Annotated in this window: 12 protein-coding genes and 1 tRNA gene; 6 read left to right on the top strand and 7 right to left on the bottom strand. The window is 62.6% G+C overall.

The genetic code is table 11. The annotated features are described in order from the left end of the window. Nucleotides 1-120 precede the first annotated feature (120 nt). Nucleotides 121-1023 (bottom strand): LysR family transcriptional regulator, encoded by a 903-nt coding sequence (locus C4S73_RS06195; RefSeq protein WP_103871596.1) that lies wholly within the window; start codon nt 1021-1023, stop codon nt 121-123. 89 nt (nt 1024-1112) lie between these two features. Between C4S73_RS06195 and C4S73_RS06190 the strand changes: the two genes are divergently transcribed. Next, entirely contained in the window at nt 1113-2183 is a 1071-nt protein-coding gene (locus C4S73_RS06190; protein WP_103871595.1) for an NAD(P)H-dependent flavin oxidoreductase, read from the top strand. A 468-nt stretch (nt 2184-2651) separates the two neighbouring features. Here C4S73_RS06190 and C4S73_RS06180 read toward each other — a convergent pair whose 3' ends face one another. The 5 genes from C4S73_RS06180 to C4S73_RS06165 all read right to left on the bottom strand — a co-directional run bounded on the left by C4S73_RS06180 (nt 2652) and on the right by C4S73_RS06165 (nt 6904). After that, on the bottom strand, nt 2652-3377 hold the full coding sequence (locus C4S73_RS06180) for an outer membrane protein (protein WP_103871593.1): 726 nt from the start codon (nt 3375-3377) through the stop codon (nt 2652-2654). A 115-nt stretch (nt 3378-3492) separates the two neighbouring features. Next, nucleotides 3493-3714 (bottom strand): hypothetical protein, encoded by a 222-nt coding sequence (locus C4S73_RS27855; RefSeq protein WP_146071287.1) that lies wholly within the window; start codon nt 3712-3714, stop codon nt 3493-3495. Nucleotides 3715-3773: 59 nt separating this feature from the next. Beyond that, nucleotides 3774-4130, bottom strand: a complete 357-nt coding sequence (locus tag C4S73_RS06175) for an HdeA/HdeB family chaperone (protein ID WP_103871592.1) — start codon at nt 4128-4130, stop codon at nt 3774-3776. Between the two features lie 200 nt (nt 4131-4330). Then, complete coding sequence (locus C4S73_RS06170; RefSeq protein WP_103871591.1) at nt 4331-5782, bottom strand: DUF1254 domain-containing protein; 1452 nt, start codon at nt 5780-5782, stop codon at nt 4331-4333. A 180-nt stretch (nt 5783-5962) separates the two neighbouring features. Further along, a complete protein-coding gene (locus C4S73_RS06165) occupies nt 5963-6904 on the bottom strand; it encodes a hypothetical protein (protein WP_244595462.1) in 942 nt (313 codons plus the stop codon). Nucleotides 6905-6942: 38 nt separating this feature from the next. Here C4S73_RS06165 and C4S73_RS06160 point away from each other — a divergent pair, with 38 nt between their 5' ends. Next, nucleotides 6943-7947 (top strand): helix-turn-helix transcriptional regulator, encoded by a 1005-nt coding sequence (locus C4S73_RS06160; protein ID WP_103871589.1) that lies wholly within the window; start codon nt 6943-6945, stop codon nt 7945-7947. A gap of 114 nt (nt 7948-8061) precedes the next feature. On the opposite strand, the gene C4S73_RS06155 is transcribed toward C4S73_RS06160, so the two are convergent. Then, nucleotides 8062-8151 (bottom strand) — tRNA-Ser (locus C4S73_RS06155). Nucleotides 8152-8552: 401 nt separating this feature from the next. On the opposite strand from C4S73_RS06155, the gene C4S73_RS06150 reads away from it, so the two are divergent. The 4 genes from C4S73_RS06150 to C4S73_RS06135 are packed head-to-tail and all read left to right on the top strand — an operon-like array spanning nt 8553 to nt 12715. Then, entirely contained in the window at nt 8553-9716 is a 1164-nt protein-coding gene (locus tag C4S73_RS06150) for a septal ring lytic transglycosylase RlpA family protein (RefSeq protein WP_244595461.1), read from the top strand. A 49-nt stretch (nt 9717-9765) separates the two neighbouring features. Further along, the gene (locus C4S73_RS06145) at nt 9766-10986 is read left to right on the top strand and encodes a D-alanyl-D-alanine carboxypeptidase family protein (protein ID WP_103871587.1); all 1221 of its coding nucleotides are present in this window, start codon (nt 9766-9768) and stop codon (nt 10984-10986) included. Between the two features lie 8 nt (nt 10987-10994). Beyond that, the gene (tmk, locus tag C4S73_RS06140) at nt 10995-11645 is read left to right on the top strand and encodes a dTMP kinase (protein ID WP_244595460.1); all 651 of its coding nucleotides are present in this window, start codon (nt 10995-10997) and stop codon (nt 11643-11645) included. Further along, on the top strand, nt 11645-12715 hold the full coding sequence (locus C4S73_RS06135; RefSeq protein ID WP_103871585.1) for a DNA polymerase III subunit delta': 1071 nt from the start codon (nt 11645-11647) through the stop codon (nt 12713-12715). Before tmk ends, C4S73_RS06135 begins: the two co-directional genes overlap by 1 nt. Nucleotides 12716-12733: the final 18 nt, after the last annotated feature.

Here is a 12733-nt window from a genome sequence, read left to right as displayed (position 1 = left end):
TGCGAGCGCAGCGAAGCAATCCAGCGCGGCAGAGCGCTACGTCCTCCTGGATTGCTTCGTCACTTCGCTCCTCGCAATGACGGCAAGCTCACGAGCGCAGCGGCGATTGTTGCCCCCTGCTCATTTGCTGTAGGCATCGGCCTCAGCCTTGATGTCCGAGAACCCGGCGAGCATGTCGCGGAATTCGTTGAAGGCGGGCGTTGAAAATCCAGGCCGGCAGGCAAGATAGGTATCGACCCGCATCAGTGCCTTCTCCTCGACGGCGCCGGTGAGACGCAACAAGTCGAGCACGGTGCGGGGCATGATGCTGAAGCAGGAACCTGCCGTCGTGCAGGCGAACATGGCGTGATAGGAGCGAACCTCCTGGACTGCGAACCGCCCTTTCACCATGCCAAAGCCGGTCAGCCATTCCTCGGCGAGCATGCGGTAGGTGCAGCCCGGTGCAAAGGCGGCCAGGGATTTCGGTTTGAGATCTTGCGCGCACCGCACCTCGGGATGCCCATGCGGAAGAACCAGCACGAGGTCCTCGCGAAAGACTGGGGTTTTGTCGAGATCGTGCGGTCCCAGCCACCACTCGCCCGACGGAACGGCGATCAGTGCGCAATCGACGCGATGCGCAAAGAGCGAATCGATCAAATATCTGGTCGGCCCTGTCGAAAGGTCGATCGTAACCTCGGGCCAACGCTCGTTGAAACGGGCAAGCGGCACAGGTAATCGACTTGCGACGGTGCATTCCATCGAGCCGATGCGTAGCACTCCGGCCGGCCCTGCCGGATTGACGGCCTGAACGGCCTCATCCGCGAGGTTCAAGATCCGCTCTGCGTAGTCGAGATATGTCCGTCCCGCCGCAGTGAGCATCATGCCCTTTCGCTCGCGGAGGAACAGCGGCACGCCGACTGCTTCCTCGATCTGTTGAATGCGGGTTGTGACATTCGACGGCACGCGCCCGAGCAGTTCCGCTGCGCGAGTAACGCTTTGCTCCCTGGCCACGGTTCGAAAAACGGCGAGCGCGGCAAAATCCACTCAAATTCTCCATTGAGAAACGAATTCGATTATGTATTCTCTTTTTGAGAATTTGAGTCAACGAACTTTGCCGAACCAAGGAGGCCGGAATGTTGGACAGGCTGGGAATTGCGGCGCCGATCGTGCAGGCGCCGATGGCGGGTGTTTCAACACCTGCCCTTGCTGCCGCCGTGTCCAATGCTGGCGGGCTGGGCTCACTCGGCGTAGGCGCAACGGATGCCGCTGGCGCCCGTGCCATGATTGCGGATCTGAGAGCGCGGACCGATCGCGCCTTCAACATCAATGTATTCGTGCACGGCCGAGCAAAAGCCGATCCCGAGCGCGAGACGGCGTGGCTGGAATGGCTGTCGCCGCTCTTTGCGGAGTTCGGGGCAGAGCCTCCGAAGTCACTGCGGACGATCTACAAGAGCTTTGCCGATGATGCCGAAATGCTCTCGATGCTGATCGAGACGAAGCCACCGGTCGTCAGTTTTCATTTCGGCCTGCCTTCAACCGAGGCTATCCAGGGCTTGAAGCAGGCAGGCGCAATGTTGCTTGCGACGGCGACCAGCCTTGAGGAGGCCCGGAAGATCGAAGCCGCCGGGATCGATGTGATCGTGGCGCAGGGCATCGAGGCTGGAGGGCATCGCGGCGTGTTCGATCCGGCCGCTCCCGACGATGCCTTGGGAACCGTCGCTCTGACACGCGTCCTCGTATCAAAGAGCAAGCTACCGGTCATCGCCGCGGGCGGCATCATGGATGGCGCCGGCATTGCTGCCGCGCTCAATCTTGGCGCTATCGCCGCTCAGCTGGGCACCGCTTTCATAGCCTGTCCGGAATCGGCGGCCGATGACGCCTATCGCGCGGCTCTGGCGGGGCCGGGCGCCCATCATACACGGCTGACATCGCTCATCTCGGGTCGGCCGGCGCGGTCCCTCGCCAGTCGCTTTACCGACCTCCATCAAAGCGTCGCTGACCGGATGCCGCCGGATTATCCGATCGCGTATGACGCCGGCAAGGCACTCCATGCCGCCGCAAAAGCCAAAAGCGAGCATGGTTATGGCGCTCACTGGGCCGGTCAGGGGGCTCCGCTCGCCCGTGCGATGCCAGCGGCTGAACTCGTCGCCACCTTGGTCCGCGAGCTAAAGACAGCCCCATTCACGACCAAAAGCGGGCAATGATTGACCAAGCTCAGAGTTGAGGTTGCGAAAGGGCGCAGCGAAGACGAATTGGCGATCTCGCTGCAGCGCCTCATCCGACGTTGCAAAGCCTAGGCAAGAAAGGCTGGGCAAGAAAGGCTGGACAAGGCTCCGCAGCGGGCATCTGCTCTCCGGCTGAATGGGGCCTGGCCCGACGTCAGCGACACACGCGCCTGCCGTTGACGATCGTACACCCGCGTCGCACGGGCGCGACAACCACGGCACGTGGAGCGACCGGGCGACGCACAACGACCGCTCCGCTAGGCCCTGCGCAACCAGCCCGCACGACCCCGCGTGCGCAAACGACAGCGCTCGCGTCCGTCGGAGAGAGGGTCGCCGCCAGGGCCAAGGCCCCGAAGCCGAAGATTACATACTTCATGTCGTAGCCCCGTTCGAAAGTGAAGGGTGAGATGGAATTTTGACGGCCTGCGCGCAGTCTGGCCGAGACGATCAGAACTTGTAGAGCAGCCGGCCGATAACTTGATTAGTGCTCAGCTGATGCTTGAAGCCGACGATCCCAAGCCCGCCGACACCGGCTGGATAGGCGTAAGTATCCTCCTGGAACTGCGAGTACCGATACTCCAGACCAGCGATCCAGTTGTTCGTTATAGCGTATTCGGCCCCGGCGCCCAGTGTCCAGCCGAGCTGAGCGCTATCGCCAGCACCGTAGGAGTAACCTGTGCCCGTCACCGTGGATTTCGGCGCGGCCAATGCGAGACCACCTGTTGCGTAAATCATGAACCGGTCGAAGGCATAACCGACACGCAGCCTGGCCGAGCCCACCCAATTGGTATGGGCGGTGATGAAGTCGCCGGTCAGTGCGGTATGACGCTGTTTTCCGGTGATGAGGGCAGAGCCATCGATCTCGCCACCGAGGACCAACTGGCCGATCTGGTAGTTGTAGCCCACCATCAGGCCGACCGCGGCGCCGTTCTTGTCCAGGCTGGGCAACGAAGCAACCGCGGCTCGACCGGCAATCGCGGCGCCTGCGGTCAACTCGGTTCTGGTCTGCGCCCAGCCGGCCTGGGCACCGACATAGAAACCGGTCCAGGTAAATGCAGGCGGCAAGGGAAGGGCGGGCTCGATCCTTCGCGAAGGCAGGTCGGCAGCTTGCGCGGTGATCGAGCACGCTGCGAAGGCAATTCCGGCACAGATTTTTATAGTGCGGGGTGGCATATCCAATGAATCCTTTGAGAATGGCGGAGAGACTGTGGGGCTATGCAATATTGATCTGCTCGTAAGGTTTCTCTGGCCCGCGCGCGTTCTCTTACGGCACGGCCGGTCCCGAACCTCAGTCGCCTGTCGGAGCCCCAAGCGCGTAATCCTTTTGCAACTGCCGGCTCGTCGACGGGTAAAGCGACTGACATTCTGCCCAGTAGAGGGTATTGGGCTGCCGGTTGGCCGGATCAGCACAAATCGCGGCAAGCTGCTGTTGCCTTGATTGCGAAGTTTGGCAGCCTGCAAGGACCAGTCCGAGTGATAGCGCAATCCCGACTGAGATATATGTGCTCATGACGTTCTATCCTGGCTGAGATTGGCGCTACCCGAATTGATTGCCGATGCTTCAAATATTCACTTCAGGTGAATTCCGAGCTTGGCGCGCTCATCCTTGAACACGACCGCAAGCGCCTCGATGATCTTCTTCTCGGGATTGGCTTTGCAGTAGACGATGAGCTCGTGCTCGACGACCTTGCCCTTCTTCAGGTCAAGGAAATGCTTCTTGGCGAGGCCGTTATACCAACCGCTATACCAGGCAGAAAGTAAGTCGGCGTCCTCCTGGAAGGTCCCGGCGAGTTGCGCGCAGGTCAGGGCCTGGACATCGATGAAGCCCTTGGCATCGACATAGCTCGTGAGCGGAACCTGGGCCGTCGCCGAAGACGAGGCTGCGCAGACGAGTGAAAAGGCCATGGCAGCGAGAGTTTTGGACATGATGATCTCCTGTTTAAAAGTATAAGAGCCGCAAGTCTTGAGCGAAAATGGCAAGCCGATTATATTGGCGACCCGGTTTCGGGTCGCCTTGGCAAGAATTCCGATTGAATATTACGCCGAATCTGGAGACGGAACGGAACACGACCGCGTTATCGCAATGACCTTGCGACTAGGGGGCGTCCCAAGCCTCTCGTCTACTATCAGACCCGTTTCACGCCCGGTGGCTGCCATGTTCCTGTGCCCGCCGGCAGGATCGAAGGCGGTGTAGGCTTCGGCCAATAGAGGCGCATCACGAGATAGATCTTGTCATCCGGCGCCGGAAGCCAGTTTGCTTCCTTGTCCGCACCGGGGCTGTCCTTCTGGATGTACAGAGTCACCGAGCCATCCGCGTCCTTTTTCATCGCCGGCAACATCGGAGAGTTGATGAGGTAGCGATTGATCGGGTTCTTGACCAGGAACTGGCTCTTGCCGTCGTACATCGTAACCGACCAGAACGCATTCACGGGCGGCAACTGGCCAGGCGCGAAAGTGATCGTGTATTTGTGCTTGCTGCCGTCGAGCGCCTCGCCGGTCGCATCGGTGCGGGTATAGGGGTACATCGCTTCCACGGCATCATTGCCAAGCAGGCCGCCCTTGGCAGACCCGGCCCGCATGATCCAATCACCGTTATAGAAGGCCTCGTCGCCGAAGAACGAGCCGACATTCCAGCCGTTGATGTTCTTGTTTCCCCCGGCCAGCCATTTGTCGACCTTGCCGTTGCCTTGCTTCATGGCCACCAATATTTCGGCCTTGTGCTCGAACGACAGATCCTTGAACGCGAAGGTCTTGGCGGGGCCGATGCCTATCTTCGCAAGCTTCGCGCGAACCGCCTTGTCCCTTGCCGTCTCGGGGACGAATTGCAGGGCGGCGTCGAGATACTCGAAGAAGTTATGCCTGATCCCGGCGGTGCTGGCGGGAACGAAGGTGAGCTTGGGCGCGGCGGGCGGGGCGGGCTGCTTGAGGAAGGCGGAAAGCGGTTGCCCCTTGTAGCCGGCCTGGACCTTCTCAACGTTCGGCATGTCGCCGGGATTGAAAAGCTGGGTGCGGAAAATCGCGAGCGGGAACGGCGTCGTCGATGAGAAGACCTTCTTGATCCCGCTGGGCGTTCCACCTTTCCAGTCCGGCCCGACGACCAGATAGTCGCCCGGCTCGGTCCCCGTGGCGCGCGTGCCGATATAGCCGAAATTGTAGGTGTTGCCGTCGATGAGCTGGACCGAGTAATAGCGCTCCTTTTCGATCGCCGGCACCGAGATCACCATCGGTTCAGCCCGCAAATCCATCCAGATGAACGAGTAAGGGGTGTCGCTGTTCGGCGTGATGATTGCCGTGTCCGCCGGGGTGGCGACATGGTTCAGGTTTTTGATTTCGTTGAACGGTGCCTTGAACTGCCCCGAGTTCCTATCGACGGCGAACTCCTGCATCACCGCATAATACATCACCAGCGGCAGGCCGTAGATGAAGCCTTCTTCGGCGATGTCCTTGGCCTCGAACAGGCTGGGCCATTCGGCATTGTTCTGCTCAATGACCGGGGGGGAGACGATGTCGGCCTTCGCCATCGTGGCGGTGAGCGCCGCCAGCGCAGCAGAGCCAAGCAGATCGCGTTTCGTGATCATTTGAACACTTCCTTATGGTTCGCAGTGTTGTGGCTGAGCGCGCATAGGTAGCAAGATGAAGTTACGCGACGTCGGCGATGATTGACAATGCAGTAACGGCCAATTCAGAGCCGCTTGTATGTCGGCGTTTGGCGCGACCACGACATCCGAGAGGCACCCCATGAGCGGCTTGTTCGCCCATCATTTCGGGAACAGGAACTGGAGCTGGGCCCTCAGCTGCCAATCGGCGGCGCCGCTGGGCTTTGCGACATTATAGTACGCTGCCAGCTGCGCATTGACCGGCTGATGGCCGATCTTGAACACGCGCCCGAAACCGCCTCCGATTGGTACCGTCCAGCGGTCGCCCTGGCCGGCTTCCCAGTTGGCGGTGATGACGGGGGAGGATGTCAGGTACCAGCCGCCGTGGAAATTGTAGTTCACAAACGGCTGCAGCGTCATTGCGTTGACCGTGCTGCGGTTGCTCTTGCCCGCGAAGGACCAAACGTTGTTGACGAGGACGCCGACGACCCAGGGCCCTTCGATTGCCAGGGCTACGAAGGCTGGCCCCGCCGAGTACTTACCCGACGTGAGGGTCTTGTCGGTGCCGGTGGGGAGTACGACGGTTGGGCCGATGCCCCAGATGATGCCGTGCGTCGGCTGCTTCGGCGAGAAGAAGAAGCTGGGGTTGATGTCGCCCAGGCCGAACTCGCGGTCGCCATTCACCGTCAGGGCCGGTTGCGAGATCACAGGCGTGATCCAGCGCGTGATCAGGTTCCAATCCTTGTTCAGCGTGATCGGAATCACCGGCTGGATGTTGAGGACATTCTGCAGCTGTTTGTGCGGACCGACATTGAAGTTGAAGTTGTTCTGGAACGGCACGCTGATCATGTCGGCAACGGGGTTCTGCGCCGCCTTGGCCAGATCGCCGGGGCTGCCCGTTGAATCTTCCGCCAGCACCACTCCCGAACACGACAAGGTCGCGAAGAGTGTCAGTTTCGCTAGCCTGATCAATTTCCTCCCGCTCACGGACGCACGTTCCTTCAGCCATACCAAAGCTATGCCAACGGCCAAATCGGGTTTTCCGTTTGCCGGCAGCACTCGTAGTATGTGACAAAGCAGTAATCGGATCTTGAGACCACTCATTTTGCGCCAACCTTGCGACATTCCGGAGCGTCCAGCGCGTGGCTGAGATCCCAGTCATCTCGAGCCACATCCTGCACGGGCTGCCGGCATTCCTGCGTCATGAAATCGGGGAAAGCGCGCTTCTGCGGGCAAACCGCGCGGCAGGCTTCGATCTGGAGCTGACCGAAGGCCGCAATTGTTTCATCCCGCATGCCGCAGTCCTCGGCTTCGTGAATGCCGCGGCAAGGGTGGCCGGCGAGCCCAATCTTGGGCTCCTGATCGCGCCGATGATGAACGCAGGCAATTACGGCAGCTTCGGGAGCTACGTTCTGGGAGCCGATACCCTCGGCCAATCCATCCAGCGGGCCATTGCGGCGCTGCCTTATCACAGCACCCATGACAGGATGTCCGTCGCCATCGTCGGCGACGAGGCACGCTATAGCTACGTCTTTGCCTTGGCTGGCCACGGGGGCTACGACATGATCGCCGGAGCGGCTGCCGGCGTTCTGCTCAGCGTCCTCAGGGCTTATTTGCCTTTTGACTGGCGGCCACTGCGCATCGAACTCAATATCAGCAGGCCGCGCCAGATCGGGCTGTTCGAAGATCTCTTCCAGTGCCCCGTCCTGTTCCACGCGCCCGCCGTGACGATCGTCATGGAGCGCCACCTCTTGTCGGCTGCTCCCAACCGTGGGGCATGGCCCATCGTCACCATCGAGGACGTGGCCCGAGACCGGCCCGGCGGCGCTCCACGCGATCTGCTCGACGTCGTCATGGAGCAGGTCCGGGCTCAGGTTCTCACCGGCAGCGTGTCCATCGATCGCGTCGCGCGACCGATGGCTACCAGCGTCCGAACGCTGCAACGTGAGCTAAGTCAGGCTGGCACCGATTTTCGCAGCCTGGCGAATGCGGCCCGCTTGCAGCGGGCCACCGAGTTGCTCAGGCACACGAATGGCTCGATCACCCGTGTTTCGGCAGAGATGGGATATTCCTCTCCAGCCAATTTCGCGCGCGCCTTCCAAAAAGCGACGGGCTGCACACCTCGCGAGTTTCGCTCGAACAGGTAGCGCCGAGACGGGTCGGTCGGGCGTTCGCCCGACGATTTTAGGCTGCAGCGGGAGAAGACGGGGCGGGCGCCGACGATTCTCGGGATGATGGCGGCCGGCCTGCTGGCGGTGTGCTGGCGGAAGGGGTGGGATTCGAACCCACGGTAGGCTTTCACCTACGGCGGTTTTCAAGACCGCTGCCTTAAACCACTCGGCCACCCTTCCGGCGACGACAGTCAATGCCGGGCGCGTCGCGATTTGGCAAGTCCGGACCGCAAAAAGCTTTCAACGAACTGTTTTCGCGCTGGAAAATGCCTTCGAACATTCCCATTTCGAATGTCGGCGCAGGCGTGGCGTAGACGTCACGCTCCGTGGAAAACTGTGGCCAAAAGTGCGGCGGGTTGACTTGTGCCGCATTTCCGACACCTTTGTGCCCGCCCAAGGGCACACGGGATGTCTCGTTAACGGCACTGCGATCACCTGTCGCCGATTTAACGATCCCTTAACAGGATTGACCGAAAACTTCGGTTTCGCCGCTGATGCGGCTTGGCCGGCACGTTGGTTTTCGGCGCAGAAAGCGGATCGACGGAATGATACGAGGCGCACGCTCTTCGGCATCGGCACCCTTGTCTGCTTCAACCGAATCCGGCTCCGCCTCGCCGCCGCTAGACGTCGTTTCTGATCAAGGCGCAGCATCTTGTTCGAGCACCGCAGCACGTGTCACGCGCCTGGGCTGCGTTGCCCTGGCCGGCCTGTTCCTGGCCAATTGCGCTAATGATCAGGTCGCCAAGCGCGGCCGTTCGAAAGAGATCGGCGCTTTCTCCCAGGCCAAATATGGCCCTGCCAGCCCGCGCGTCGTCGCGGAAGGGGAAGAGGTGCCCAAGGGCGGCGGTCGCCAGATGATCGGCAAGACCTATTCCGTGGCCGGGAAGCGCTATACCCCCTATGACAAACCGCTCGGCTTCACGGCTGTGGGAACCGCTTCCTGGTATGGCGAGGCCTTCCACGGGCGGCGCACCGCCAATGGCGAGGTCTATGACCGCAACGGCATCAGCGCCGCGCACCCGACCATGCCGCTGCCTGCCTATGCCCGCGTCACCAACCTGTTGAACAGCCGCTCGATCATCGTGCGGGTCAATGACCGCGGCCCCTATCATGGCAACCGCTTGATGGACGTTTCACAACGTACGGCGGATGCCCTGGCGTTCCGCCATCTCGGCACCGCCCGGATCAAGCTCGAATATCTGGGCCAGGCTTCGCTGGGCGGCTCTGACGATAAATTGCTGCTCGCAACGCTACGCACCGACGGCCAGCCCGCCGCCGTCCCGGGAACCAGCGCACCGACCATGGTCGCAAGCACCGACTCGGTCGCCACGTCCCGTTCGCGCAGCGCCGATCTCCAGGATATGCGTCAAGATACGCGTCCTGAACCTGTCATCGAACAAGCGGTATCGCAGCCCGTCGCCCAGGCTTACGCTCCGGCAACGCGCATGATTGCGCCGCAGCCGCCGATCGCCGCCACGCTCGTTTCGACATCCTCATCGGTCGGCGTGCCAGTGCGCGGAGCACCACTGCCGCCGAATCGGCCTTTCGATCTCGACACCATTGCAAACGCCGGGACCCCGGTTGTTGTTCCCGCCCGGCCGCGCTCGGCGCAAATCCCCGCGCGGACGAGCGTGGCAAGCCTTTTCGCTGCCCCAGAACTTGCGCCGACGCAGCGTTTTGCCAAGACGCATCCGTTCAACCGCGATCTCGCTCCTCAGGCACTGCAGTCGCTAGCGCGGAATTGACGCGTTCGAGGCTTGACCGCTCGCGCCGGGCTCTGCTTCACATCAGAGCATGAGCGGTTCTGCCTTTCGCCTTGAGAGATTTGAGTCGCCGCCGGCGTGGAGCACTGTTGTTCCGGCGCTGATTCTGGCTGTGGCAGGGCTTCTCTCATCCGTGCCGGCGCAGGCGCAGAGCTTTCAGTCGCAGGCCCCTTTCGCGGTGCTGCTCGATTCCGCCAGCGGCGCGGTGCTTTACGAGAAAGCCGCCGACGATCTGATGGTCCCGGCGAGCCTCGCGAAGATCGCGACCGTCCTCGTTGCGTTCGAGGAGATCGCCCAGGGGCGGCTGACCCTCGACAGCGAGATCGGCATTTCCGAAAACGCCTGGCGCAAGGGCGGCGGCATCTCCGGCGGATCGACCATGTTCGCCCAGATCCACAGCCGGGTGAAGCTTTCCGATATCCTGCAGGGCATCATCGTCCAGTCCGGCAACGATGCCTCGATCGCGCTCGCGGAGGCGGTCGCGGGCGATGAGGCGAATTTCGCCCGGCTGATGACGGAGCGTGTTCGGGCGCTGGGGCTGACCAAATCCGTCTTCCGCAACGCCACCGGCATGGGCGACCCCGAGCAGAAGGTCACCGCCCGCGAGCTGGCGCGGCTCTCCGACCACATCATCAAGACCTATCCAGAGCTCTACAAGATTTTCGGCCAGCGTGAATTCACCTGGAACAAGATCAGGCAGCAGAACCGCAATCCCTTGCTGGCGATGGATATCGGCGCCGACGGGCTGAAAACCGGCAACATCGACGATGCGGGCTTCGGGCTCGTGGGCTCGGCCGTGCAGAACGGCCAACGCCTCATCGTGGTGGTCAACGGGCTGAAGACGGCGCGCGATCGCGCCAATGAAGGCCGCAAGCTGCTGGAATGGGGGTTTCGTGCCTTCGAGCCGCGCAGGATCTTCGCGGAGGGCGACATCGTCGGCGAGGCCAGTGTCTATGGCGGCGAGAAGGGCCGTGTCGCCTTGAAGGCGAAGGGGCCGGTCAACCTGCTGCTACCACGCGGTAGCAGCGAACGGATCAATGCCCGCATCGTCTATCGCGGTCCGCTTACGGTGCCTGTCCAGGAGGGCGCGGAGGTTGCGCGGCTGCTGGTCACGCGCGGCGACGTCAAAACGCTTGATATCCCGCTCTATGCGGCCGAGACGGTCCAGGCCGGCACGCTTCAAAGCCGGGCATTCGACGCCCTCATGGAGGTCGCGACCGGCTGGGTCCGCAAGGCGCTGGGCCGGAGCTGAGCGGCATCGTGACGACAGGACATTTCATCACGCTGGAAGGCGGGGAGGGCGCCGGCAAGTCGACGCTGGCGCGCGCTCTGGCGGAGCGGCTCGAGGGCAGCGGCATCAACGTCGTGGTGACCCGTGAACCGGGCGGCTCCCCGAAGGCTGAGGCGATCCGCCAGACCATTCTCTCCGGGCAGATCAAGGAGCATGGCCCCTTCGTCGAGGCGCTGATGTTCTCCGCCGCGCGCATCGACCACATCGACCGCCTGATCCGACCGGCGCTTGCGCGTGGTGACTGGGTGATCTGCGATCGCTTCATCGACTCGACCCGAGCCTACCAGGGTGAACTCGGCAGCATCGACCCTGGCCTTCTGGCCGAACTCGAGCGTGTGACCATCGAAGGCCTATTGCCGGACCTCACGCTTATCCTCGATCTAGATCCGAAGATCGGGCTCGCCCGTGCAGCGCGCCGACGGGCGCCGGGCGAGACCCGGGACCGTTTCGAGAGCGAGGCGCTGGCTTTCCACAGCAAGCTCCGGCAAGCCTATCTCGGCATTGCGCAGAGCGAGCCTGAACGTTGCGTCGTTATCGATGCGACGCAGACGCCCGCGGCCCTGGCCGAGGCGGCGTGGCTTGCACTGCGAGAACGCCTACCCATTCCGCAGGACGCCTGATGCGCGAGACGAGCGACGAACCCGACCGGCTGCCGAACGCGCCGCATCCGCGCGAGACGCTGGCGCTCGTTGGCCATGAGGTGCAGGAGCAAGGCTTCCTTGCAGCGCTGCGCTCGGGGCGGATGCACCATGCCTGGCTGCTGGGCGGGCCCGAGGGCATCGGCAAGGCAAGCTTCGCCTATCGCGCCGCGCGCTTCGTACTCGCCTCCGGAGACCCTGCGCAGCGTGCCGTGGGGGCTGCATCCCTCGCCATGCCGGAAGCGGATCCAGCGACCCGGCGGGTCATGGCGCAGTCCCATCCCGACCTGCATCTGCTGCGCCGCACGCAAAAGCCCGATGGCAAGAGCTACACCAGCAACATTCCCGTCGACTCGGTCCGGCGCGTGCTCGATCGGTTCGGATCGAGCGCGGCAGAGGGCGGATGGCGGGTCGCGATCGTCGATTCGGCCGAGGATATGGACCGCTCGGCCGCCAACGCTTTGCTTAAGCTGCTCGAGGAGCCGCCGCCGCGCGCGCTCTTCCTGATCGTGGCACATGCGCCCGGCCGCATGCTGCCGACGATCCGCTCGCGTTGCCGGCTTCTGAGCTTCGATGCGTTGAGCGACGCCGATGTCGCGGAGGCCGGCCGGATCGCGCTGGAGCGGATGGGCGGTCCCTATGACGATTCCGCGCTCGCCCGCGCGGCTGGCCTGTCTGACGGCTCGGTTCGACGCGCCTTGACCTATGTCGACCCCGAAACGCTGGCGCTGGTCGAGGCGGTGCGCGCGCGTCTCGATGCCTTGCCCGGCATCGACCTGACCGCTTTGCTCGCCCTGGCCGAGGATGTCGCCGGAAAGGCGGGGGAGCGCGATTTCGCAGTGATGATCGAAACCGTGCAGAGCTGGCTTTCCGATCATCTCCATGCGCATGCCGCGGCGCGCCCGGCCCGCCTTGCACCGCTCGCGGAGGTATGGGAAAAGCTGGTTCGCGCGGCTCGAGAGGTGGAAACCTACAATCTCGATCGCCGCCCGCTCGTGATGACCATGTTTCATGATCTGTCGGATGCGGTTCGCCGGTCGCGCGCAGCGTGAAGCGAACCTTTCGGACAC

Source organism: Allobosea lathyri (assembly GCF_900108245.1).
In the GTDB taxonomy this organism is placed as follows: Bacteria; Pseudomonadota; Alphaproteobacteria; order Rhizobiales; family Beijerinckiaceae; genus Allobosea; species Allobosea lathyri.
The sequence above is the reverse complement of the archived record's forward strand: the minus strand, read 5'-3'. Positions and strand labels throughout refer to the sequence as shown.

What these genes read in the sequence shown, in the direction of transcription:
- C4S73_RS06190 (WP_103871595.1), top strand. Translation starts at nt 1,113, where the DNA reads ATGTTGGACAGGCTGGGAATTGCGGCGCCGATCGTGCAGGCGCCGATG.
- C4S73_RS06180 (WP_103871593.1), bottom strand. Translation starts at nt 3,377, where the DNA reads ATGCCACCCCGCACTATAAAAATCTGTGCCGGAATTGCCTTCGCAGCG.
- C4S73_RS27855 (WP_146071287.1), bottom strand. Translation starts at nt 3,714, where the DNA reads ATGAGCACATATATCTCAGTCGGGATTGCGCTATCACTCGGACTGGTC.
- C4S73_RS06175 (WP_103871592.1), bottom strand. Translation starts at nt 4,130, where the DNA reads ATGTCCAAAACTCTCGCTGCCATGGCCTTTTCACTCGTCTGCGCAGCC.
- C4S73_RS06170 (WP_103871591.1), bottom strand. Translation starts at nt 5,782, where the DNA reads ATGATCACGAAACGCGATCTGCTTGGCTCTGCTGCGCTGGCGGCGCTC.
- C4S73_RS06165 (WP_244595462.1), bottom strand. Translation starts at nt 6,904, where the DNA reads ATGAGTGGTCTCAAGATCCGATTACTGCTTTGTCACATACTACGAGTG.
- C4S73_RS06145 (WP_103871587.1), top strand. Translation starts at nt 9,766, where the DNA reads ATGAGCGGTTCTGCCTTTCGCCTTGAGAGATTTGAGTCGCCGCCGGCG.
- C4S73_RS06135 (WP_103871585.1), top strand. Translation starts at nt 11,645, where the DNA reads ATGCGCGAGACGAGCGACGAACCCGACCGGCTGCCGAACGCGCCGCAT.